This window comes from Gammaproteobacteria bacterium, assembly GCA_021648145.1.
In the GTDB taxonomy this organism is placed as follows: Bacteria; Pseudomonadota; Gammaproteobacteria; order JAADGQ01; family JAADGQ01; genus S141-38.
Map to the genome: position 1 here is coordinate 111,446 of JAKITI010000008.1, position 22,027 is coordinate 133,472.

The 22,027-nt window shown below is 43.1% G+C and carries 23 protein-coding genes and 1 tRNA gene; 7 read left to right on the forward strand and 17 right to left on the reverse strand.

Annotated elements, in window-relative coordinates; all coding sequences use genetic code 11:
* Positions 1-5: 5 nt before the first annotated feature.
* The 4 genes from L3J70_06985 to L3J70_07000 are packed head-to-tail and all read right to left on the reverse strand — an operon-like array spanning position 6 to position 4,349.
* Positions 6-392: a RidA family protein gene (locus tag L3J70_06985; protein MCF6236103.1), complete on the reverse strand. Its 387-nt coding sequence runs from the start codon at positions 390-392 to the stop codon at positions 6-8.
* A gap of 24 nt (positions 393-416) precedes the next feature.
* Positions 417-2,645 (reverse strand): RelA/SpoT family protein, encoded by a 2,229-nt coding sequence (locus L3J70_06990; GenBank protein MCF6236104.1) that lies wholly within the window; start codon positions 2,643-2,645, stop codon positions 417-419.
* 14 nt (positions 2,646-2,659) lie between these two features.
* Positions 2,660-2,929 carry a DNA-directed RNA polymerase subunit omega gene (gene rpoZ / locus L3J70_06995; GenBank protein ID MCF6236105.1) on the reverse strand — a complete coding sequence of 90 codons (270 nt, stop codon included), beginning with the start codon at positions 2,927-2,929 and terminating at the stop codon, positions 2,660-2,662.
* Between the two features lie 52 nt (positions 2,930-2,981).
* Entirely contained in the window at positions 2,982-4,349 is a 1,368-nt protein-coding gene (locus L3J70_07000) for a hypothetical protein (GenBank protein MCF6236106.1), read from the reverse strand.
* A gap of 278 nt (positions 4,350-4,627) precedes the next feature.
* Here L3J70_07000 and L3J70_07005 point away from each other — a divergent pair, with 278 nt between their 5' ends.
* The 3 genes from L3J70_07005 to L3J70_07015 all read left to right on the forward strand — a co-directional run bounded on the left by L3J70_07005 (position 4,628) and on the right by L3J70_07015 (position 6,640).
* A complete protein-coding gene (locus L3J70_07005; protein ID MCF6236107.1) occupies positions 4,628-5,080 on the forward strand; it encodes a hypothetical protein in 453 nt (150 codons plus the stop codon).
* A gap of 2 nt (positions 5,081-5,082) precedes the next feature.
* Complete coding sequence (locus L3J70_07010) at positions 5,083-5,346, forward strand: hypothetical protein (GenBank protein ID MCF6236108.1); 264 nt, start codon at positions 5,083-5,085, stop codon at positions 5,344-5,346.
* A 286-nt stretch (positions 5,347-5,632) separates the two neighbouring features.
* Positions 5,633-6,640: a class 1 fructose-bisphosphatase gene (locus L3J70_07015; GenBank protein ID MCF6236109.1), complete on the forward strand. Its 1,008-nt coding sequence runs from the start codon at positions 5,633-5,635 to the stop codon at positions 6,638-6,640.
* 73 nt (positions 6,641-6,713) lie between these two features.
* On the opposite strand, the gene L3J70_07020 is transcribed toward L3J70_07015, so the two are convergent.
* The 13 genes from L3J70_07020 to L3J70_07080 all read right to left on the reverse strand — a co-directional run bounded on the left by L3J70_07020 (position 6,714) and on the right by L3J70_07080 (position 19,341).
* Positions 6,714-7,595, reverse strand: a complete 882-nt coding sequence (locus L3J70_07020; protein ID MCF6236110.1) for an energy transducer TonB — start codon at positions 7,593-7,595, stop codon at positions 6,714-6,716.
* On the reverse strand, positions 7,592-8,626 hold the full coding sequence (locus tag L3J70_07025; GenBank protein MCF6236111.1) for an FAD:protein FMN transferase: 1,035 nt from the start codon (positions 8,624-8,626) through the stop codon (positions 7,592-7,594). Before L3J70_07025 ends, L3J70_07020 begins: the two co-directional genes overlap by 4 nt.
* Positions 8,623-9,582, reverse strand: a complete 960-nt coding sequence (gshB, locus tag L3J70_07030; protein ID MCF6236112.1) for a glutathione synthase — start codon at positions 9,580-9,582, stop codon at positions 8,623-8,625. The genes L3J70_07025 and gshB overlap by 4 nt, the downstream gene beginning before the upstream one ends.
* Positions 9,579-10,865: a glutamate--cysteine ligase gene (gene gshA, locus L3J70_07035; protein ID MCF6236113.1), complete on the reverse strand. Its 1,287-nt coding sequence runs from the start codon at positions 10,863-10,865 to the stop codon at positions 9,579-9,581. The genes gshB and gshA overlap by 4 nt, the downstream gene beginning before the upstream one ends.
* A gap of 36 nt (positions 10,866-10,901) precedes the next feature.
* A complete protein-coding gene (locus tag L3J70_07040; GenBank protein MCF6236114.1) occupies positions 10,902-11,630 on the reverse strand; it encodes a 16S rRNA (uracil(1498)-N(3))-methyltransferase in 729 nt (242 codons plus the stop codon).
* Positions 11,631-11,644: 14 nt separating this feature from the next.
* Entirely contained in the window at positions 11,645-13,009 is a 1,365-nt protein-coding gene (locus L3J70_07045) for an adenosylmethionine--8-amino-7-oxononanoate transaminase (GenBank protein MCF6236115.1), read from the reverse strand.
* A gap of 27 nt (positions 13,010-13,036) precedes the next feature.
* Positions 13,037-13,113 (reverse strand) — tRNA-Ile (locus L3J70_07050).
* Positions 13,114-13,167: 54 nt separating this feature from the next.
* Complete coding sequence (rpoD, locus tag L3J70_07055) at positions 13,168-14,967, reverse strand: RNA polymerase sigma factor RpoD (protein MCF6236116.1); 1,800 nt, start codon at positions 14,965-14,967, stop codon at positions 13,168-13,170.
* A 110-nt stretch (positions 14,968-15,077) separates the two neighbouring features.
* Entirely contained in the window at positions 15,078-16,850 is a 1,773-nt protein-coding gene (gene dnaG, locus L3J70_07060) for a DNA primase (protein ID MCF6236117.1), read from the reverse strand.
* A gap of 12 nt (positions 16,851-16,862) precedes the next feature.
* On the reverse strand, positions 16,863-17,303 hold the full coding sequence (locus L3J70_07065; GenBank protein MCF6236118.1) for a GatB/YqeY domain-containing protein: 441 nt from the start codon (positions 17,301-17,303) through the stop codon (positions 16,863-16,865).
* A 23-nt stretch (positions 17,304-17,326) separates the two neighbouring features.
* Entirely contained in the window at positions 17,327-17,542 is a 216-nt protein-coding gene (rpsU, locus tag L3J70_07070) for a 30S ribosomal protein S21 (GenBank protein ID MCF6236119.1), read from the reverse strand.
* A 117-nt stretch (positions 17,543-17,659) separates the two neighbouring features.
* Positions 17,660-18,403 carry a molybdopterin-synthase adenylyltransferase MoeB gene (moeB, locus tag L3J70_07075; protein MCF6236120.1) on the reverse strand — a complete coding sequence of 248 codons (744 nt, stop codon included), beginning with the start codon at positions 18,401-18,403 and terminating at the stop codon, positions 17,660-17,662.
* 11 nt (positions 18,404-18,414) lie between these two features.
* Entirely contained in the window at positions 18,415-19,341 is a 927-nt protein-coding gene (locus tag L3J70_07080; GenBank protein MCF6236121.1) for a hypothetical protein, read from the reverse strand.
* A gap of 183 nt (positions 19,342-19,524) precedes the next feature.
* Here L3J70_07080 and moaA point away from each other — a divergent pair, with 183 nt between their 5' ends.
* From moaA to L3J70_07100, 4 genes are all read left to right on the forward strand, one after another.
* Positions 19,525-20,607 carry a GTP 3',8-cyclase MoaA gene (gene moaA, locus L3J70_07085; protein ID MCF6236122.1) on the forward strand — a complete coding sequence of 361 codons (1,083 nt, stop codon included), beginning with the start codon at positions 19,525-19,527 and terminating at the stop codon, positions 20,605-20,607.
* Between the two features lie 66 nt (positions 20,608-20,673).
* Complete coding sequence (moaC, locus tag L3J70_07090; GenBank protein ID MCF6236123.1) at positions 20,674-21,153, forward strand: cyclic pyranopterin monophosphate synthase MoaC; 480 nt, start codon at positions 20,674-20,676, stop codon at positions 21,151-21,153.
* 19 nt (positions 21,154-21,172) lie between these two features.
* Entirely contained in the window at positions 21,173-21,406 is a 234-nt protein-coding gene (moaD, locus tag L3J70_07095) for a molybdopterin converting factor subunit 1 (GenBank protein ID MCF6236124.1), read from the forward strand.
* Position 21,407: 1 nt separating this feature from the next.
* Entirely contained in the window at positions 21,408-21,860 is a 453-nt protein-coding gene (locus L3J70_07100; GenBank protein ID MCF6236125.1) for a molybdenum cofactor biosynthesis protein MoaE, read from the forward strand.
* The last annotated feature ends 167 nt before the right edge of the window (positions 21,861-22,027 follow it).

Below are 22,027 nucleotides of genomic sequence, written 5' to 3' on the forward strand. Positions count from 1 at the left end.
GTTATTTAGTTATGAAGTTCAAGCACAGCATCCATTTCAACAGCAGCCCCTTTAGGCAGTGATGCTACACCAATCGCCGCGCGTGCAGGATAAGGCTCCTGAAAATAGGTCGCCATGACTTCATTAACCAGTGAAAAATGCCCCAGATCAGTTAGAAAAATATTAAGTTTGGCAATATCAGCCAGAGAGCCACCGGCAGCTTCAGCAACGGCTTGCAGATTATTAAAAACCTGTTTGATTTGATCGGCCATATCACCGTCAACAAGCTCCATTGTATCGGGTATGAGCGGTATTTGCCCTGACATGTAAACAGTGCTGCCTATTTTGACTGCTTGTGAATAGGTGCCAATGGCCTCCGGTGCTTTGTCTGTTTTAATGATTTCCCGCATCATAATAAAGTGCCCCCTAGTTGTTGGTTATTTTTTTGCACGATGAATACGTGACACATTCTTTATACTGCGTATTCTGCGCATAATCAAAGCTAAATGTTTGCGGTTACGTACCGTGATGGTAAATTTTAATAAGCTATGACTTTCGTCTCGCTGATCTATTTTGACATTATTTATATTGGATTGTTGCTCTGAAATTGCGGTTGAAATTGTTGCAAGCACGCCGCGTTGATTGACCACTTCAACATGGACCTCTACAGGAAATTCACCTTCAACTTGGCGTTCCCAATGTACGTCAATACAATTTTCAGGCCGTTTATGTGCCGTCATATTTTTACAAATATCGGTATGAATTACGATGCCACGTCCTGCAGTAAGCTGAGCAATAATTGGGTCGCCAGGAATAGGGTCACAGCACTTGGCAAAGTGAGTGACCATGCCTTCGGTACCACGAATAGCTAAAGGGCGGGGTTGGGATGACTCTTTGCGTAGCCAAGAGGGCATGTAGTTTGAAAACACATTTTTAAATACACGAGGACGTATTTTTTTTCGACGCTCTTGAGTTGGTTTTACAATGGCTTGAGAGCTTTGTAAGCGTCTGGCAACTAAAACAGCCATACAATTCCCAAGCCCAATTTCTGCAAGCAGATCATCCATTGATTTGAAGCTAAATGACTCCAAAAGTGTGGTAATTTGGGCTGTGGTGAGGTTGATCAGCGAAAGGTCAAGTTCGTGCAAGGCTTGGTCAAGCAGGCGTTCACCTAAATTGATCGCATCTTCTTGTTTGAGGTTTTTCAGGTAATGATGAATATTGGAGCGGGCTTTACCTGTGACAGTGAAATTAATCCAGGCTGGATTGGGGCGAGCACTGGGGGAAGTTATAATTTCAATTGTTTGGCCGTTATGTAAGGGAGTGCGTAATGAAATGGTACGGTGATCGATTTTTGCAGCGATACAGCGATTACCAATATCAGTGTGTACTGCATAAGCAAAGTCAACAGGGGTTGAGCCACGTGGTAGTTCAATAATATCGCCGTTGGGTGTAAATACGTAAACCTTGTCAGGAAATAGGTCAACCTTGACGTTTTCAATAAACTCTAAAGAGTTTTCGGTATTTTTCTGCAGTTCCATCAGACCATGCAACCAATCACGTACATGGTGGTGTGCATTCTTGCTTTCTGTATTTTCTTTTGTCTTATAGAGCCAGTGAGCCGCGATGCCTGCATCGGCAACTTTATCCATATCTTTGGTGCGAATTTGCACTTCAATGGGGATTTTGTGTGAGCTGAAAAGAATTGTGTGCAGTGATTGGTATCCATTGGTTTTTGGGATGGCAATGTAATCTTTGAAGCGCCCTGGCACAGGCTTGTAGATACTATGGATAACACCGAGTGCTCGATAACATGTGTCGGGTGTTTCGACAATGATGCGGAATGCGTAGACATCGAACACCTCGGAAAACGAGAGTTGTTTCTCCTTCATTTTTCGATAAATACTATGAAGGTGTTTGACTCGGCCTTGAACGCAAGCATCAATTCCTTCATCTTTGAGTCGAAGCTGGAGCGTGCTTTCAATTTTTCTAACAAGCTCTTTAAAATGTCCACGCGCACTTTTTACAGCATTAGATATGGCTCGGTAGCGCATCGGATGGAGTGCTTTAAACCCAAGATCCTGAAGCTCAGTACGAACACTGTTAATGCCCAGACGATAGGCAATTGGAACATAGATTTCCAGAGTTTCATGAGCAATACGGCGGCTTTTTTCAGCGGGCATCGCGCCTAAAGTTCGCATGTTGTGCAAACGGTCAGCCAGCTTGATAAGAATGACGCGGATATCATGCACCATTGCCAGCATCATTTTTCGAAAGTTTTCAGCTTGTGCTTCCAGGCGGCTTTCGAATTTAATTTGTGTGAGTTTCGTGACGCTATCAACCAGTTCGGCTACTTCGTCACCAAATTGAAGAGCCAGTGTGTTTTTGGTGATATCAGTGTCTTCAATCACATCATGCAAAATTGCGGCAATGATGCTATCACAGTCCAGTCGCATGCCGGCCAGAATTCTGGCGACAGCAAATGGGTGGTGGATATAGGGTTCACCAGAACGCCGAGATTGGCCTTTATGGGCTTTTATGCCAAATAGGCAGGCTTCTCTGATGCTCTGAACTTGTTTTTCATCCAGATACGTCTCAGTCAAGCTACATAAGTCTTGTACCAGAGTGAGTGTATCGGGATGTTTGGCCGCTTGTGTTTCAAGCACTGCTGGCGTGCTTGTTAGCGTTGTTGAAGTGCAGTTTGTAACTCTTCTTCACTGACCAAAGACTCTTCTGCATGTTCTTTAGCTGAAATTTCATCTAATATGGTTGCGTTGATTTTACCTGCAGCAATTTCACGCAGTGCAACAACGGTGGGTTTGTCATTCTCCCATTCAACCAATGCTTCAGCACCGTTTGATAATTGACGAGCTCTTTTGGAGGAGATTAAAACTAATTCGAACCGGCTGTGAATATGCTTAAGACAGTCTTCGATAGTGACTCGCGCCATAGTTGTTCCTATAATTTTATAGTTAAAGGGATAAGAGTATACAAAATTTCTGTCAAGCGTTTAAGAGTTTTTTGGATTTTTTTTTGTCTTTAGTGTTATTTTTGTCATTATCATGTGTGGCTAATACTGTTTTAGCATTTTCTAAAAGCATTTTTAAGATTTTTTCTGACAGAGTCTGGCTGTTTTTTTCAAGAATATTTCGTTTTTGAATGAATCGTTCTTTTGTAATGTTTTTTGCATTCAAGAGACCTTCGAGAGATTCAATATCAGATAAAACAACGACTCTTTTTTTCTTGAGATATGTGATCTTGTCTTCTTGTGTAGTTTCTTGTTGTACGCTTGGTTTTTGTAGGGTTGATGGTTTTTTATTGTTTGAACGGAGTAGTGATGTTGCTGATAAGGCGCTTTCATTATTGATAGTTTTGTGTGTAGGTGTGCTCGTTATTTTGCTCTCTATTTCTGGCCTCAATCGCTGGTTTAGATAATGTGATACCGGTATGGGTTGAAATAGTTTAAAAGCCAGCAAAGCAATAATGGTCGAAAGAGGCAAAAAGAAGCAGAAAAGCTTAAGTGCTGAATATTTCCAGTGTGCTTGGCTTTCTAGAAAGTGTTTTTGGGTTGAGCTGATTTGGGTCGGTAATGAAAGATTGAATAATGATCGTGGGCTCACTAATGTTAGCTGCTTGAGTTGAGCATCTTCTTGTGAAAATTCCTGTAATAGATAAAACTTTTCTTCCTCAAGGTGCTCCAGGCTTTTTATTGTTAAGTCTATATTATCAATATCATCCCCTTCTTCTTCATTGACGAGCAGGTCAAAGCTATTTCGTTCTTCTTCGATATCTTTGTTGATCAATTTAAGGGGGTGGCTGTAGTCAGAACCGGATTTTTGTAATTTCAGCTCTTTTTCATGGGAAAATTGTTGCTGGTTAAATTGATCAATAGCAGGGAGTAACGTGAGTGTAAATAATGTAGGCGTAATAACAATAAAGTAAATAACAAGAGTCCAAAAACACCCATTAAATATTTTTCCATGAGGTGTTAAGAAAAGGGCGCGAAGTTTTTGAATCGTTGTTAAGGGCTCGGGTAGATCATAGGTGATAATTTTCGTGCTGAGCAACCACAAAATGATAAATACAACCAATATCGTGCCAAGGGAAAATAGTTCAAACTGTACAGGCAACCACAGCCATACTATGAACCCACTTGCCACACTTCCCAGTGTTGCAATCAAAAAAGCAAAAATGGCCATGTAGGTTAAATAGCGTTTGCTTTGAGATACGAGCTTTTCATTTCCATATGGGCGTAAAAGTGCATACCTGAAGCGATCCTTCATATTAGGCATCTTTAATTGAAGCGTTAGTTTTTGCTTGTATCGGTTGATATGCTTAATGATTGAATTTGACCCATAATCTACAGACATAGACAATAAACCTGATTATATGCAAAAAATATGGCAAATATCACAAACAAATAGTTTTTAGAGTCATTTTATTTGTGTACAAGGCTGAAATTAAAAAGAAGATTGAGTACAGTTTGTCGTGGTAAAACTCTACTGGAATTCGACTTACAGTAGTTGGACTATACAAGGGTTCCTCCTCTTCATTTGTGAAATATTCAGATGGGGTATTGGTAATTATTCGGTTAGAATATACGCTTATTTCTTCAAAAAAAAACTAATTCATACGAAGGAGCAATAAAATGGCGCAGAAATATTACGGATGTTTTCCGTTAGATTTATATCGTTTAGGAAATAAAGAAAGCAATAAGATTGATATTCTAAGGAATCGAGATCTTGCTGAGATTATTTTCTATCGTTATAAAGGTGTTGATTCGAAGGTTGAAACAGGTAAAAGTGGAGAAATATGCTGGGTTAAGGGTGGCATTAATGGAGGGATATCTCTATTTGATGACATTGAGACTGCACCTATATCAGGAAAATTTTGGTACAAAATACCTAAAGATGTTGACATTCCGCACGGTTTGGGACTAAGCGACTCAAGGAAAAAACCAAATAAAGCCACTCATTATACAATATTTCCTGCTGTTGATATGCCTCTTGATAACTTTAAACTACTTCTTCGCCAAATCGCAGAGAATGTAAAAGTTAAAGCAATGTTTACCCGTATCGAAAATAATGTAGGGCAAATATAATTATGTCCTTCCCCTCACTTTATCACATTGAAAATGGGAAATGCTATGTACTTCTGGAAGATGAATTAATCGGCAGGGAAAAACAAAACTTAATTTTGGCAACAAAACTAGCTAATGAAAAAATTGAAGCTTTAAACTCTAAAATGGACTCACTTGTAGATGATACTGAAGAGTATGATGATCTACAAGATGAAAAAAATGACCTAGAATTTATGATATCAGACTTTGAAGATCGTTTTGAGATTATACTAAATAAGCCTTCTTGACTGACTATCCGCCAAATAATTGCTAGGTCACATAACTAGGTATTGTATTGGATTTCCGTAAGCAGCCTTTAACATTTGCAAAAGATGTGCCATTTTTCCCGCCAATGAGCATGGCGTTATGTGTATCTGGGGTAGTAACCTGAATTCATCCGTCGCTTAAAACCCCCTATAGGGGGTTTTTAAATCCCATACCAGTATTTGCTAATTAGGTGGAAAAATTGCATAATTTTGTCAGAAAACTATATTTTTAAATAATCTCCAGACTAGCAATGTAAAGGAAAGCTTTATGCATAATGGTACTTCTGTTACTCAATTTATTATCGAAGAGCAGCGCGGTTTGTCAACAGCAAGTGGTGAATTTACTTCGCTTCTTAATGATATTGTGACTGCTTGCAAGGTGATATCAAATGAAGTCAATCGTGGAAATTTGATCGGTATTCTTGGTGCTGCTGAGAGTGAAAATATTCAAGGGGAGACACAGAAAGAGCTGGATATTATTACTAATGATATTTTTACTCAGACCAATGAGTGGTCAGGTAATCTGGCAGCGATGGCTTCTGAAGAGATGGATGATATCTACCCCATCCCAAAACAATATCCAAAAGGTAAATATCTATTGGTTTTTGATCCTCTGGATGGCTCATCAAATATTGATGTCAATATTTCAGTGGGAACTATTTTTTCAATTATGCGCTGCCCCGAAGGGGTAGAAAACCCAACGGCTGAAGACTTTTTACAACCAGGCACTGAGCAAGTTTGTGGGGGGTATGCGTTATATGGGCCTTCGACCATGTTGGTGTTAACGACTGGAAATGGTGTGAATGGTTTTACTCTGGATCAAAATATTGGCGAATTTATTTTAACTAATCCAAACATGATGATCCCTGAAGATACACGCGAATTTGCAATAAATACTTCTAATATGCGTTTCTGGGAAAAGCCTGTTCAGCGCTATGTAGAAGAGTGTGTGGCAGGAGTCGATGGTCCGCGTGGTGAAAACTTTAATATGCGTTGGGTGGCTTCCATGGTGGCAGAAGTGCATCGTATTCTGATTCGTGGTGGTATTTTTATGTATCCTAAAGATTCAAAGGATCCGTTAAAGGCCGGTAAGTTACGTTTGTTGTATGAAGCTAACCCGATGTCTATGATAGTTGAACAGGCTGGCGGTGTTTGCTCAACTGGTCGTGAGCGTATTATGGAAGTGAAGCCTGGTGGTCTGCATCAACGTGTTCCTGTTATTCTTGGTTCCAAGAATGAAGTTGAACGGGTGGTTTCGTATCATAAAGGTGCGTAAGTAATTACCACACCAGATGGTCTTGAAAGCCCCGATACTTTTGCTGGTATCGGGGCTTTTTTGTGGGTCACTCTTATCTTGCTTCCAAGCTATTGTTAGGTAAAAATTTCCAGGTGCGGCGGATGTGTAATAGCGTCGTATCCTTGCGCATCTCTTCAGAAAATGGGGCGAAAGGAGCCGCCAGTTGAACAATGCGTTTGACGGCATCATCCAGTAGTTTGTGCCCTGATGAACGTAAAATTGTAATTTTTTCTACGCTACCATCGGGGTTGAGTGCAACATCTACAGTCAAACGGCCTGCAATGGAGCGCCGTTTGGCTTCTTCTGGGTAGTTTAGCGTTCCGATATGTTCAATTTTTGATTGCCACGCTTCCAAATAAACTGCATCACGAAGAGCCAGGGTACTGGTGGCTGATATAGTGCGCTCGCCTTTTTTCATTGAGTCCGTTTGTAGCTCTTGACTGATTTCTGCTTGCAGGCTGGCGATCTTCATACTGCGGGCGTATAACTCAGCAGCATCAATCGCCTCAGGTGTCGTTTTAGTGATGTTTTCACTTGCTTGTAATTTAAAGTCAGACTCTGAGTGTGCTATGACTATCGGATTTGATGTCGGGGTAACTTCTTGTGGTGATGCAGGGGGCGTTATGGAGTCACTATCACTGATCTCTGTAGCAATAGAGGGGGTTGAAACGGGGCTGGAAAAGCGTAATTTTTCTTCACGACTTCCGCCTCCTTCCTGGCTGACTTGAGCAAAAAAATCTCCCTCTTCAAGTGATTTTTCACTTGAGTGGTGTACCAAGGTGATCTCCATAGTGGGTAAAGGTTTGTCAGTTTCATCTTCCACCTGTTTAATATTGAAGGTGACACCTAAAATAATAATGGCATGAATCGCAATGGCTAAAAAAATAGTCATGCTGATTCGGTCATTCGAAGTGATATGGGGTGCTGTGGTCATAAGCTTTTTACAATATGGCGAACGGGTTTTTCCATAAAGTGAACTCGTTTTGCCATTTTAGAGGTCATATAAACAGTGCCTTGATTATCCACGAGCATAACTTGATCAACGCCCATTGCCAAGGCCGTTGTTTGCCATTTTTCAGGGCCTGCGATGAGTAGTGCTGTTGCTGCTGTATCGGCAAGCAGGCCGTTATTGCAAATAACAGTTACCGAAGTCGCTCCCGTTGCAGGGTATCCTGTCAGTGGATCAATGATGTGATGGTAGCGCTGCTGCTGATAAGTAAAGTAACGCTCATAATCTCCTGAGGTAAAAATAGCTTCGTCACCCTGAGTTTCAATGAATGCCAGTGGTGCTGTTTGGCGGGGGTGACGAATGCCGATGCGCCAAGGTTGTTGGCCTTTGCTACCAATGGCTCGTAAATCTCCACCGGTATTTACAATGGCATTATGAATACCCAGTGATTTTAGTTTGTTAATCGCCAAGTCAACGGCGTACCCTTTTGCGATGCCACCAAAATCCAGTTTAACGTGTTGGTTTTTACTTGAAAGCTCAAGATTGGAAAAAATCAAGTCAGCCATGGTGGGGTGGGCGGTGATCAGTTCTGTGATTGATGATTTTGTTGGCGGTTGTTTGCTGCGTTCCTCACTTAAAAATCCCCATAAGCCAATTAAGTGGCCGATGGCTGGGTTAAACAGGTGGCCGCTATTGATGGAGAGCTCGGATGCTTGCTGGATGAATTTTTTTTCTGATTCAATCAGAGTGATACTTTTGTCATCAGCCAGTGCTTGGTTAATATCCGTGAGCCGACTCGGCTGCCAGGCGTGCCATTGCTGGTGCATTGCATTGAATTGCTGTGCAATGGCAGCCACTGCCTGGCGAGCTTTCTCCTCTGTTTCCCCTTGTATTGATATATCAATCAGCGTTCCAAAGACATAAAGTTGTTCTTCGTAAACGGATTTTTGATCTGTGGGCTGGCTGCAGGCGCAGAGCAGTGCAATGCAGAGTGCTATAAAAGCTTTGCCGATCACGATTTAATTTTTGCTTCAATACAGTCCATGAGTTGAGCACTAATATTGAGTGAGTAAATTTTATCCAGTTCACGAATACAGGTCGGGCTGGTGACATTAATTTCGGTGAGATAGTCGCCAATAACATCAAGCCCAACAAATAGCAGGCCGCGTTCACGTAAAGTAGGGCCGACTTGTTCACAAATCCAGCGGTCGCGTTCGCTGAGTTCAACACCTTCTCCACGTCCACCTGCTGCAAGATTTCCTCGTGTCTCATTTTTAGCAGGAATGCGCGCCAGTGCATAAGGAACAGGCTCACCATTGACCATCAAAATTCGTTTATCACCTGCGAGTATTTCAGGAATAAAGCGCTGAACCATGATGTAACGACGGGCATGTTGAGTAATGGTTTCGATGATGACGCTGATATTGGGGTCATCCAAACGCACTCGGAAAATAGAAGCTCCGCCCATTTCTCCTAAAGGTTTTAAGATGATATCTCCAAATTCAGCCAAAAATTTACGAATTTCATGAGCATTGCGTGTAACAAGTGTCGGGGGCGTACATTGTGGGAACCACTGCGTTCCCAGTTTTTCATTTACATCGCGTAGGCTTTGCGCTTTATTAACCACCAAAACCCCCGCACGCTCAGCCTGCTCAAGCAGATAAGTACTGTGAATATACTCCATATCAAAAGGCGGATCTTTGCGCATAAGGGTGACATCAAGCGTATTCATGTGCTGGCTGCGGCGATTCGAAAGTTCAAACCAGTGTTCGTTATCATCATAAACGGTCAGATTCTGAAGCTCTGCATAGGGCTGACCATCACGCAGATAGAGGTCATTTAACTCCATATAATGCAGTTTCCAGCCACGCTTTTGAGCTTCGATCAACATTGCGAGAGAGCTGTCTTTATGGGGCTTGATCGACTCAATCGGATCCATGACGATACCGATATTTATGGTTTTATTATTCATACTTCAGCAATCTCTCGTGAGGCAGCCAGCAGAGCCAATCGCGCAATCACGCCATAGGCATAAAAGCGATTGGGCTCGGCATCAGGCTCCATTCTTCGGTCTGGGGTGTTGCAACATGATGCGAACTCCAGGGGTTCAAAGTGCATACCTGCGGCATTTAGGTTTTCACTGCTGCTGCGCCCCGTATGTACACGGTAAAAGCCACCAACTACAAAGTGATCAATCATATAAACAACCGGTTCAGCGACTGCATTATCCTCGCCCCATGTCTCAAAGGTGTAGACACCTTCTTGAATAATAACGCGCTCAACATTGCCACCGCCTTTGCTTGATGCCATTTTAGTGCGTTGTTTACGGTTGAGAGACTTGATTTCATCAGAAGAGTAAACCGTCATCACACCCATGCCATAGGTTCCTGAATCAGATTTGATGATGACAAAAGGTTTTTCCGTTAAACCGTATTGATCATATTTTTTTTGAATAGCTTTGAGTAATGCCGCAACATTTTTTTCCAGACACTCTTCACCTTCTCGCTTCATGAAGTTGATTTCACCGCACTGGCGAAACATCGGATTAATCAACCAGGGGTCGATATCGATTATCTCTGCAAATTGCTCTGCGATATGACGGTAGTGAATAAAGTGGCTCGATTTCAAGCGGGTTGACCAACCCATCGCCATGGGTGGGGTTAGAGGTTGCTGGATATTTTCAAGAAGAGCGGGGCGGCCATCAGTCAAATCGTTATTTAATAAAATAAGGTGGGGGTCAAATCCTTTGGTACCGATTCGATCATCCGCTTTAATCAAAGGGTGTAGAGTGATTGTACGTTTAGAGGGCAGTGTAATTTCATTGGGCTGCTCCAGATCAGTTTGTAGGGAACCGATGCGAACTTCAAAACCTGCTTGAATAATCATCTCATGCAATGTGGCCAGGCTTTCTAAATAGCCAATATTACGCGTATGGTTTTCTGGAATAATTAAAATTTTACTGGCTGTAGGTTGAATGTGGTCAACGGCGGACTGAATGGCTTGAATGCAAAGCGGGGCAAACTCAGGGTTCAGGTTATTAAATCCAGCAGAAAAAAGATTGGTATCAACGGGTGCGAGCTTGAAACCTGCATTACGTAAATCGACACTGGCATAAAAAGGTGCGGGTGTTTCAAGCCATTGATGTCGAAACCATGTTTCAATCTGGGTCTGATTTTCCAGTAAGTGTTTTTCCAGTTCAAGCAGAGGGCCGCTGAGAGAGGTGGTTAAGTGTGGAACTTTGTGCGAGTTAGGCATATTTAATTTCGCTTTCCTGATTAAGGTCTGGGGCGATTATATATCACCCCATAATGTTTGTAATACACTGAGTGCTGTAATCGCTGCTGTTTCAGTGCGTAATATTCTGGGGCCAAGGCGTATGCCGGTATATTTGTGTATTTTTGCCAGGTTAAGTTCCTTGTCATCAAATCCACCTTCAGGGCCAATCATTAAGTTAATGGCGGTGGTTGGTTTTTTCAACTGTGTGACTGTGGAATTGGCGGTAGGATCTAAAATAAGATTTAAAGCGCTGTGTTCTCTCGTAAGCCACTTTTCATAAGTGGTTACATTTTCAATAACAGGAATTTGATTGCGACCGCATTGTTCACAAGCGCTGATGATTATTTTTTGCCAATGAGCGATTCGTTTTTTGGCGCGAGTGTCATCAAGCTTTACGGTGCAGCGCTGGGTTTTGATTGGTACGATGCGAGTCACACCCAGTTCAACGGCTTTTTGAATAGTATAATCCATGCGTTCACCGCGTGATATCCCTTGAACAAGTGTGATATCCAGTGGGGATTCTATTTCATTGGTGCTGTGCTGGGTAAGTTGTATTGTGATCTGACGTTTGTTTGCAGATTCAATAATTGCCTTGTATTCACCTCCCAAGCCATTAAATAGTATCAGTTCTGCCCCTGCTTTGAGGCGCAATACGCGATGAATATGACTGGCCGCAGCACTCTCAAGAATAACACTCTGCTTGCAGGTTAAAGCTTGGTCAGTATAGATACGAGGGATACGCATGGTGAGTGGTTTATTTACCGAGTGGCTAGATTGATGCCCTCAAAGGCAATGCGAGCCATGTGTTCTATTTCTGCTTTCTGAATAACATAAGGAGGCATGAAGTAAATCACATTACCAAGTGGGCGCAATAAAACACCATTTTTAAGTCCGTGGTGATAGATTTTTAAACCTCGGCGTTCCTGCCACGGAAAGGGTGTTTTTGTCTGTTTATCTTTGACCATTTCAATGGCGAGAATCATGCCGTGTTGACGTACTTCAGCAACGTTTGGATGCTCACTGAAGTGCGCGGTGGCTTGCGCCATGATTGCGGCTAGTTTTCTGTTATCTCCCAGAACATCGTCTTCACAAAAAATATCAAGGGTTGCGAGTGCTGCGCTGCATCCGAGAGGGTTTCCGGTGTAGCTGTGAGAGTGTAAAAAGGCCGTCAGGTTTTCATAGTCGTCATAAAAGGCTTGATAGACATATTCATGAGTTAGTACTGCAGAAAGTGGCAGATAACCGCCTGTTAGCCCTTTGGAGAGGCAAAGGAAGTCTGGAGTGATATCGGCCTGTTCGCAGGCAAACAGTGTGCCGGTACGTCCAAAACCTACGGCAATTTCATCGGCAATGAGGTGTACGCCATAATTGTCACACGCTTCTCTTAAAAGTGTGAGATAGATGGGATCGTACATTCGCATATTGCCAGCACATTGCACAAGAGGTTCGATGATAACGGCAGAAACTTCGTTCGAGTGCTTTTCCAGTGCCTCAGCCATCGCTTCAAATTGGCGTATTGAATACTCTTTCCATGATTCACCAGCTTCTCGGTTGTAACAGTCTGGCGAAGGTACAGTGATTGTCTCTATGAGTAGTGGGCCGTAGGTTTTTTTATACAAATCGACATTACCTACTGCGAGTGCGCCTAGTGTTTCGCCGTGGTAGCCGTTGCTTAGAGTGATAAACTTGGTTTTTTTTGATTTCCCTTTATTGAGCCAGTAATGAAAGCTCATTTTCATAGAAATTTCGACGGCTGATGAGCCATTGTCGGCATAAAAGCAGCGATCAAGACCGGGTGGGGTGATTTGTACCAGACGTTCAGCAAGTTCAATCGCTGGTTCATGGCTAAATCCGGCCAGTAAAACATGCTCTAAAGTATCGAGCTGTGTTTTGATTCGATTGTTAATGCGTGGATTACAATGGCCAAACAGATTGACCCACCACGAGCTGATGCCATCAATGTAACGATTGCCATCAAAATCTTCGAGCCAGATTCCATCGCCTTTGCGAATAGGTATTATCGGATAAGATTCGTGGTCTTTCATTTGTGTGCATGGATGCCACAATGCAGAAAGGTCGCGTTGTATTAGTGATGAAGTTTGAGTCTGCTGCTTGTTTGGCATAAGTAAGGACAGTCTCTGAGTAATAAATGGTGGGCCTGGAAGGACTCGAACCTTCGACCAATGGATTATGAGTCCACTGCTCTAACCAACTGAGCTACAGGCCCTGAAAAAGGCAGACGGAAGTATAACGCTGGTGCTATCTTCCGTCACCTGTTTTTTTAATCAAGAAAGCTGCGTAAGCGATCTGATCGACTTGGGTGGCGTAGTTTGCGTAGTGCTTTTGCTTCAATTTGACGAATGCGTTCACGGGTGACATCAAATTGCTTGCCAACCTCTTCCAGGGTGTGATCCGTATTCATATCAATACCAAAGCGCATGCTTAGAACTTTGGCTTCTCTGGCAGTTAGGCTTTCTAGTACATTTTGTGTTGCCTCCCCTAAGCCTTGCACGGTAGCTGCGGTTGCAGGCTGCATCGTGTTTGCATCTTCAATGAAGTCACCAAGATTTGAGTCTTCATCATCACCAATGGGGGTTTCCATTGAAATAGGTTCTTTGGCAATTTTAAGAACTTTGCGTACTTTATCTTCAGGCATTTCCATGCGTTCAGAAAGCTCTTCCGGCGTGGCTTCTCGTCCCATCTCTTGCAGCATCTGGCGAGAGATGCGGTTGAGTTTGTTGATGGTTTCAATCATGTGAACCGGAATACGGATAGTGCGTGCCTGGTCGGCAATTGATCGTGTAATGGCTTGACGAATCCACCATGTTGCATAAGTAGAAAATTTGTAGCCACGACGATATTCAAATTTATCAACGGCTTTCATCAGACCAATATTACCTTCTTGAATAAGGTCAAGAAACTGCAAACCTCGGTTGGTGTACTTTTTGGCAATGGAGATTACCAAGCGTAAATTAGCTTCAACCATCTCTTTTTTAGCACGACGCGCTTTAGCTTCACCAATTGAAAGCTTGCGGCTGATCTCTTTGAGAACACTGATGGGTAGTAGTGCGCTCTTTTCAATGTCATTAATCTTTTTCTGGGCACGACGAATTTCAACAAGTCTTACTTTAAGTGCCGTGACATATTTTTCACCAGACTGAATATGTTCATCAATCCATGCCGTGTCTGATTCTCTTTTCTGGAATGTGCTGATGAATGTTTTGCGTGGCATTTTTGACTGTGCAACACACAGCCTCATAATCGTGCGTTCTTGCTCACGAATGTTGGCAATATTGCTACGCATGTATGTGACTAATACATCGTTTGATTTAGGGGTTCTTTTAAGTCGTAAAAAGTTATCAGCCATGGCGGCACGTGCGGTGATGGATTTTTCATGATCAAAACCATGATTTTCAAGAGCCACTACTGCTTTTCTGTGTAGGCTTTTCAGTTCAGTCAGGTGAGCTTTTACCTCTTCAGGGTCAAGGCCTGGATCCTCTTCCTCTTCATCATCACCTCTCTCTGCGGCGAGGGCGGCTTGTTGCGCCGCAGTCAGGATAACCTCATCTTCTATAGCATTTGGGTCTATGAAGTCGGTAATAAGATCTTCCAGTCGCCCTTCACCCGTTTCAACTCTTTTGTATTGTGCTAAAAACTGAGTGATGATGTCGGGACGGGTAGAAAATGCCGAGATCATTTGTTTGATGCCGCTTTCAATGCGTTTGGCGATTTCAATTTCACCTTGGCGAGTCAACAGCTCTACAGTGCCCATCTCACGCATGTACATGCGCACTGGATCTGTGGTTCGGCCAAATTCACTATTAACACTTGCTAGTGCTGCTGCGGCCTCTTCTGCTGCATCTTCATCTGTCGATGCGTTTTGCATGAACAGGGAGTCCTGGTCTGGCGCTGTATCATGCACGGTAATGCCCATGTCATTGATCATATTGACAATGCTTTCGATCTGATCAGGGTCAACGATATCGTTTGGTAAATGGTCATTGACCTCACGATAGGTTAAATAACCTTGCTCTTTTCCTTTGGCAATAAGAAGCTTAAGACGGGATTCTTGTTGGTTCATAATGGATTTTGCAACTTTACAATGTTGGGTGCTAAAGAAAGTGAAACCGCGCATTATATAATAAAATAGTGATTTCTGTGAAATCCAATTTATTTCTAACTAAATAATTCTTACTTAGGCTGTATTAGGTTGCCGTTATCAGTAGAAGTTCCACGTGTGAGTAAATGGCGTAATTGTACTTTTTCTGTCGCATCAAGGCCTGTTTCCCTCTCTTTTTTGAGTAACTGTTCTGTTTTTTGTTCGCTTAACTTGGTTTTTAGCTGTTTTAATGCGCCTTGGAATTCACTTTCCATATGTTCTTCTGCGAGAGGAAATTGCCATTGTGCAAGTTTGAACAGATGGCGACCTGCTTCCTGGTCTCGCCAATGTTCCAGTAGAGCGCCTGTCTGTAGATTGGGATTCTTTCTTAATAATTCAAGTATTTCGGTGAGTAAAGGCAGGCCTGGAATTTCTGTATCAAGGCCTGCTTCAAAACCATGTGTAAAAACAGAAAGCCTAGGTTGCTGTAATAGCATAGCGATCATAAAGCTTACCGGAGTGAGTTGGCTTTTATTTTTACGATTGAGTTTAGGTCGTTTAGGGCGTTCGTGCGGAGCAATAAATGCAGCCAACTGTTTAGAGTCAACTTCAACAATCTCTGCCAGTCGTTCGGTGAGCATGTGTTTGAATACGCCACCTGGAAGCTGGGAGAGTAAATTGCGGGTCATTTCAGTCAGGCGAGCACGTCCATCTATTGTTGAGGTATCTACATCCTGGCTTAGGCGGTCAAAAATAAATTCAGAGAGTGGCTGAGCCTGATTGATGCGACCTTCAAATTGTTCGCGACCTTCTTTCTGTACGAGTGAGTCAGGGTCTTCGCCGTCAGGCAAAAACATAAAATTAATTTGTTTCCCTTCACGGATCGTTGGTAGAGCGACTTGCAGTGCTTTCCAGGCCGCTTCTCGGCCAGCGCGATCACCATCAAAGCAAAAAATAATTTTATCTGTTGTACGAAATAGCAGCGATAAATGTTCTTGGGTGGTGGCGGTGCCTAATGTTGCTACGGCATAGCGAATGTCGTATTCCGCCAAAGAAGTGACGTCCATGTAGCCCTCGACAACGAGGAGCCGGGTGATTTTACGCAGTGCTTGTTGGGCTTCATAGAGGCCGTAAAGCTCTTTTCCTTTGTGAAAAAGTGGAGTTTCTGGTGAGTTAAGGTATTTTGGTTTGTCGTCGTCGCCTAAAGCTCGGCCGCCAAACCCTATGGTGCGTCCACGACGATCTCTGATTGGAAACATGATGCGGTTGCGGAATCGGTCATATCGCTTGCCATCTTCATTTTCTATTAACATGCCTGAAAGGGTGAGCTGTTTTTGTTTGTGATCTCCTTGGCCGAGTTTTTGCCGCAAGTGGTCCCATCCTGGCGGAGCATAGCCAATTAAAAACTCTTTGGCAGTTTTACCAGAAAGCCCTCTGTTTTTTAGATATTCAACGGCACGCGCTGCATTTGAGTGGCTGCGGAGCTGCTCTTGGTAGTTATTGCTGACTTGTTTTAATAGCTCATAAAGACTTTCGTTGGATGCTTTGTTGGGGTCATGGGCGTTTTCGTAAGGAACTTCCAGTCCAAGATTTGAAGCAAGCTCTTCAATCGCATCGACAAAAGTCATGTGATTGTAGTCCATGAGAAAGCCGATAGCAGTGCCATGAGCGCCACAGCCAAAGCAGTGATAAAACTGTTTCTCTCTGCTTACTGTGAATGAGGGGGTTTTTTCATTGTGAAATGGACAGCAAGCCGAGAATTCACGACCTGCTTTGCGCAATGTGACGCGTGCATTGACGATATCAACAATATCAGCACGGCTGACTAAGTCATCTATGAATGATTGTGGAATCCTGCCACTCATGCAGGTAGTTGGTTAGCCTTGTAGTTTTTGCTTTATTTTGCTGCTGACGCTGCCCATGTCTGCTTTTCCGAGAAGCTTTGGACGTAAAATTCCAATCACTTTTCCCATCTCTTTAGCAGAAGTTGCGCCGGTGCTGGCAATAGCTTCATCAATCAGAGCCGATATCTCTTCATCGCTTAATTGTTTAGGCATGTAAGTCTGAATGATTTCGAGCTCTTTTTTCTCTATATCAGCCAGTTCCAGGCGGTTTGCAGCAGTAAATTGCTCAATTGAGTCGCGCCGCTGTTTGATCATTTTTTCCAGCACGGCGATGACTTGAGTGTCATCAAGCTCAATGCGCTCGTCAACTTCTCGTTGCTTAATTGCAGATGAAATCAGGCGTAACACACCAAGGCGGCCTTTGTCTTTGGCACGCATTGCTGTTTTTATGTCATCTAAAATACGTTCTTTCATATTTGATTAAGCCAAGCTTGAATTTAGTACAGGCGGACATGCTTGCGCTGAACACGAGCAACCTTTTTCATTTGGCGTTTAACGGCCGCAGCTGCTTTGCGTTTACGTACAGAAGTTGGTTTTTCATAATATTCGCGACGGCGAACTTCAGATAAAGTACCTGCTTTTTCACAGGTGCGTTTAAAGCGACGCAGCGCAACTTCAAATGGTTCGTGTTCTTTTAAGCGCACAGATGGCATTAATTATATCCTCTTGATATTTAGTGATTGGTTCAATTGTTAAGTCGAAAACCGCGAAATTCTATAGGTAGACATAGAAAAAAGCAAAGTAATTTTTGTTTTTAGGTTTATGTTTGTTCAGGAGCATACGGGGCAATTAGGATCTTTCTTGAGTTTTGTTGTGCGTATGGACATGTTGAGTACATCAATAAGCAAGAGTCGGCCACATAAATTGTTGCCAATATCAAGGAGCGTTTTAATGGTTTCGGCCGCTTGAATGCTACCAATAATGCCTGTTGCGGGTGCCAGTACGCCACTTGCGTTACAGCTGTCTGCTTGTTCGGTGCTATTGTCAGGGTAAAGGCATTGATAGCATGGGCTGCTTTTGTTACGACTATCAAATACAGTCGCTTGTCCAGTCATCTGTATGACTGCTCCTGAAATGAGAGGAGTTTTATTTGTGAAGCAGGCTCTGTTGATTTTGAAGCGGGTTTTAAAGTTGTCACTGGCATCAATAACAATATCAGCGGCTTTGATCTGAGTGTGGAGTGTGTCGCTTTGGAGTGATTCACTGATCGTCGTTATTTGGGTGTTGGGGTTGAGCGCTTGCAGCATGCTTTGTGCAGATTCAGTTTTATGCTGGCCGATCGCTTGAGTGGTGTGAATGATTTGGCGTTGTAAATTACTAAGTTCGACGCAATCAGTGTCACAAATCACAAGATGCCCAATGCCGCTGCTAGCAAGATAGAGCGCAACGGGCGAGCCGAGCCCGCCGAGCCCTATGATGAGAGCTTGAGAGCGCCCCAGTTTTTTTTGTCCGGCGAGATCAATTTGCGGCAACAAAATGTGTCGGCTGTAGCGCTGTAGTGATAGATCATCCATTTGACTGAAATTTATACTTCCAGTGCAGCAATATCAGCGATAGGCGTGCGGCCATCATCAGCCCAGCCCCCCATAATATAGATGGCGTTATCTGTTGTTGTGACTCCCATTGCTGCACGAGGTGTTGGCATGGGTGGGAGCTTTTGCCAGGTTTTTGTTTTCATATTGTAAGCAGCGCCGTGGTCGCCGATATCGTCATTGCTGTACCCGCCGAATACATAAATGTTGCCATTAAGTGTTGCAGCACCGTGGCCTGCAGCGGGCCATGGAAGTTCGAATGATGTATCTGCTTGCCAAGAGTGGTTTGTTGGGTCGAATGTTTCAATGCAGGTGAAATTATTGAAGCCTTCTCTGGTGAAAGCGACCCCTCCCATTACGTGGATTTTTTCATCGCAGGTCACTGCTGCAAGGGCAAATCGTGCTGTAGGCAGTGAGGGAAGCTCTTCCCATACGTTGGTTTCCAAATTAAGTCGTTCACAAAAATCAAAGCCAGGATCAGTTTTTGGTCCGCCACGAGTCGCGTCGGGGTGATGACCTCCCAATACATAAATATAGTTTCCAAGTGTGGCGGTAGCAGGATAGTCGTGTGGCATCAGTAAGTCGGGGCCTGTCTCCCATGCGTCTGATTCTGGGTCATAAATCTCGACAGTTTTAAGGAATTTGAAGTTTCCGTCAGCTTGTTTGAAGCCACCACCCATCACATAGATCTTGTTATTTTTTGTGATAGCCACGGCTCCTGAGCGAAGTGTTGGCATTTTTGTGCACTTTTCCCAGGTTTCGTTGTCTGGGTTATAGGCAATAACAGAGTCAAGGCTTTTAAAGTCTGGTCCGCCACCGCCGAAGAGGTAGATTTTTCCTTTGTATGATGTGATTGGGCAGTGAGATCGTGCCATTGGCATTGGCTTCTTTGAAGCCCAGGAAAGGTGTTGCTTTTTCATTTTTCTATTGATCTCTGTCAGGTTGTTGGTTGGGAATTGATTGTGTATGCAGGTATTTGTGGTGCTTGGTTGAGATGATTTCATCTCAACTTATATTTAATCTGCGGTAGTAAATTATTTTTACGACCTGTAAGATTCTACACTATTTCGAGTCAGCTAAAATGATGTAAAAAGGTTTTTTCAGTGGGAAATGATGAATTAGAGAGTAGTAATTGTAGCGCTCAGTTAGAAAGTATTGATGGAAGTGTTGCGCCTTTGCAGGATCGTTTTGGGCGAACCTTTGATTATGTGCGTATTGCTATTATTGAGAAATGTAACCTGCGTTGCACGTACTGTATGCCTGAAGAGGGTGTTGAGTTCGCAGATAAAAATATGATTCTTAATACTGATGAGTTGTTGCGCACAATTCGTGTGTTAGCTCGTTTGGGGATTAAGAAAATTAGATACACGGGCGGTGAGCCTTTGATGAGAAAAGATATTTTGGATCTTGTCAGAGGAGCAAATAATACCCCGGGTATTAAAGGTGTGCATCTGACAACGAATGGCTTGCTGTTTCCTCGTTTGGCAAAAAAATTGCTTGACGCGGGTTTGATGGGAGTCAATATCAGTCTGGATACGCTTGATCCGGGAAAGTTTAAGGAAATTACGCGACGCGATGGAATCGAAGAGGTTCTTGAAAGTATAAATCTGGCTGTAAAGTTAGGGTTTCCCAGAGTGAAAATAAATGTTGTTCTCATGCGTGGTTTTAATGAAAATGAGATTGCTGCATTTACAGAGTTGACGAAAGACCTTCCTGTTACTGTGCGGTTTATTGAGTTTATGCCATTTGATGCGGATCAAATTTGGGAGAGTGGCGATCATTTTGCCAGTGCTCAAAATATTGTAGACCAAATTAAGTCCCTTTACCCAGGGTTGGAGGTCGCGCCAGGAACGCGCACTGAGCACTATATTTTTAAAGCGCCAGGGTATGCTGGAAAGATTGCGGTGATTCCAGCATTTACTCGTAATCTTTGCGGCAACTGTTCACGTATTCGTTTAACCGCTGATGGTGCCGTCCGTAATTGTTTGTATTCGGATAAAGACTACGATCTTCGAAGCTTGATGCGAGAAGGGTGTAGTGATGATGAAATTATTACGCTGTTTCGATATGCGTACGGTGAGAAAGCAAAGGATGGTTTTGAGGCAAAAAAACTATCAGATCAAAAAATAGTTAACCTGGATGGTTTGCGTCAGTTGAGAACAAGTATGACTCAGATTGGTGGTTGAACACAGGTGAAGGTTTATGTTTAGTCTGTTTTTAAGTAAGTTTGTTTTATTTGATGGGAATTTTTTATGGGAAAGTTGACACATTTTAATGCGGCGGGTGAGGCGCACATGGTCGATGTTGGTGGTAAAGATGTCACTGTAAGAGAGGCTACTGCTGATGGGCGCATTATTATGGAGCCTGAAACTCTTGAGTTTATATTAAAGGGTGAAAACAAGAAAGGTGATGTGCTAGGTATTGCGCGAGTGGCGGGTATTATGGGGGCAAAAAAGACATCTGAGCTTGTTCCCTTATGTCACCCTATTAGTATTACTGCTGTTGAGCTTGATTTGGTGCCAGAACCTGATAGCAATTCTGTTTACTGTGTTGCAACGGTGAGGTGCAGTGGTAAAACTGGGGTTGAAATGGAGGCAATTACCGCAGTTCAGGTTGCATTGTTAACAATTTACGATATGTGTAAAGCCGTTGATCGCGGCATGGTGATGAATGGTATTGGTTTGTTGGCCAAGTCAGGCGGTAAATCGGGTGTTTGGAAGAAAATAATATAATGGTCATGGGGGTGTATGCATGAAAATTAAAGTGAAGTTTTTTGCGAGTCTGCGTGATCGTATTGGGCGGTCAGAAGAGTCTTTGGATCTTGATGGCGGTGCTGTTACTGTTGCGGATGTATGGTCTGAGGTGGTCGAAGAGTCTATCCCTGATGGGATTTTGATTGCGGTAAATATGGAGTACACAGACGGGAGTCATTCCCTAAGTGAGGGTGATGAAGTTGCTTTTTTTCCGCCGGTGACGGGGGGCTAATATGAAAGTCGTTGTTACAGATGTAGTGTTTGACCCTTATGCAGAAGTTCAAAAATACCAAGCAGGCTTGAAGTCTGGGCAGTCCGGCGGGGTTGTTAGTTTTGTTGGTACGATGCGAAACTTTAATGATGGTCATGAAGTTTCGACAATGTGGCTAGATCATTACCCAGGAATGACGGAAAAGCACATTGAAAAAGTTTGTGAAGAAGCATTAGAGCGTTGGAATATTATTGGTGTGCTGGTTGTTCATCGGGTGGGCGAAATTAAACCTGATGAGTCCATTGTGTTGGTTGCAACTTGGTCGGCGCACAGAGCGGAGGCTTTTGACTCTTCTCGTTTTGTTATTAATTACTTGAAAAAACGAGCGCCGTTTTGGAAGCGAGAGTCTACTAATAAAGGTCAACGTTGGGTTGAGCACAATACAGAAGACTCGGCCGCAGATATTTCGAATTGATATGATTTGTCCGAATTAGGAAGAAAGATTAAAAAAAGAGGTTGACGAAAGTGTGAGGTGGTGTAGAATGCGCATCTCTTTTAGGACAAGGCTATTTGTTTAGTTGGTTTGAATATTGTTCTGGCTCTTTAAAATTTTGAAGCAAGATAAAGTAATTTGTGTGGGTA

Excerpts from the sequence above, each read along its gene's own strand:
- L3J70_07040 (MCF6236114.1), bottom strand. The coding sequence starts at position 11,630 with ATGCGTATCCCTCGTATCTATACTGACCAAGCTTTAACCTGCAAGCAG.
- L3J70_07020 (MCF6236110.1), bottom strand. The coding sequence starts at position 7,595 with ATGACCACAGCACCCCATATCACTTCGAATGACCGAATCAGCATGACT.
- dnaG (MCF6236117.1), bottom strand. The coding sequence starts at position 16,850 with ATGAGTGGCAGGATTCCACAATCATTCATAGATGACTTAGTCAGCCGT.
- L3J70_07015 (MCF6236109.1), top strand. The coding sequence starts at position 5,633 with ATGCATAATGGTACTTCTGTTACTCAATTTATTATCGAAGAGCAGCGC.
- L3J70_07005 (MCF6236107.1), top strand. The coding sequence starts at position 4,628 with ATGGCGCAGAAATATTACGGATGTTTTCCGTTAGATTTATATCGTTTA.
- L3J70_07045 (MCF6236115.1), bottom strand. The coding sequence starts at position 13,009 with ATGCCAAACAAGCAGCAGACTCAAACTTCATCACTAATACAACGCGAC.
- L3J70_07080 (MCF6236121.1), bottom strand. The coding sequence starts at position 19,341 with ATGAAAAAGCAACACCTTTCCTGGGCTTCAAAGAAGCCAATGCCAATG.
- L3J70_07065 (MCF6236118.1), bottom strand. The coding sequence starts at position 17,303 with ATGAAAGAACGTATTTTAGATGACATAAAAACAGCAATGCGTGCCAAA.
- rpsU (MCF6236119.1), bottom strand. The coding sequence starts at position 17,542 with ATGCCATCTGTGCGCTTAAAAGAACACGAACCATTTGAAGTTGCGCTG.
- L3J70_06985 (MCF6236103.1), bottom strand. The coding sequence starts at position 392 with ATGATGCGGGAAATCATTAAAACAGACAAAGCACCGGAGGCCATTGGC.
- L3J70_07000 (MCF6236106.1), bottom strand. The coding sequence starts at position 4,349 with ATGTCTGTAGATTATGGGTCAAATTCAATCATTAAGCATATCAACCGA.
- moaD (MCF6236124.1), top strand. The coding sequence starts at position 21,173 with ATGAAAATTAAAGTGAAGTTTTTTGCGAGTCTGCGTGATCGTATTGGG.
- rpoZ (MCF6236105.1), bottom strand. The coding sequence starts at position 2,929 with ATGGCGCGAGTCACTATCGAAGACTGTCTTAAGCATATTCACAGCCGG.
- moaC (MCF6236123.1), top strand. The coding sequence starts at position 20,674 with ATGGGAAAGTTGACACATTTTAATGCGGCGGGTGAGGCGCACATGGTC.
- L3J70_07100 (MCF6236125.1), top strand. The coding sequence starts at position 21,408 with ATGAAAGTCGTTGTTACAGATGTAGTGTTTGACCCTTATGCAGAAGTT.
- moeB (MCF6236120.1), bottom strand. The coding sequence starts at position 18,403 with ATGGATGATCTATCACTACAGCGCTACAGCCGACACATTTTGTTGCCG.
- rpoD (MCF6236116.1), bottom strand. The coding sequence starts at position 14,967 with ATGAACCAACAAGAATCCCGTCTTAAGCTTCTTATTGCCAAAGGAAAA.
- L3J70_07010 (MCF6236108.1), top strand. The coding sequence starts at position 5,083 with ATGTCCTTCCCCTCACTTTATCACATTGAAAATGGGAAATGCTATGTA.
- gshB (MCF6236112.1), bottom strand. The coding sequence starts at position 9,582 with ATGAATAATAAAACCATAAATATCGGTATCGTCATGGATCCGATTGAG.
- gshA (MCF6236113.1), bottom strand. The coding sequence starts at position 10,865 with ATGCCTAACTCGCACAAAGTTCCACACTTAACCACCTCTCTCAGCGGC.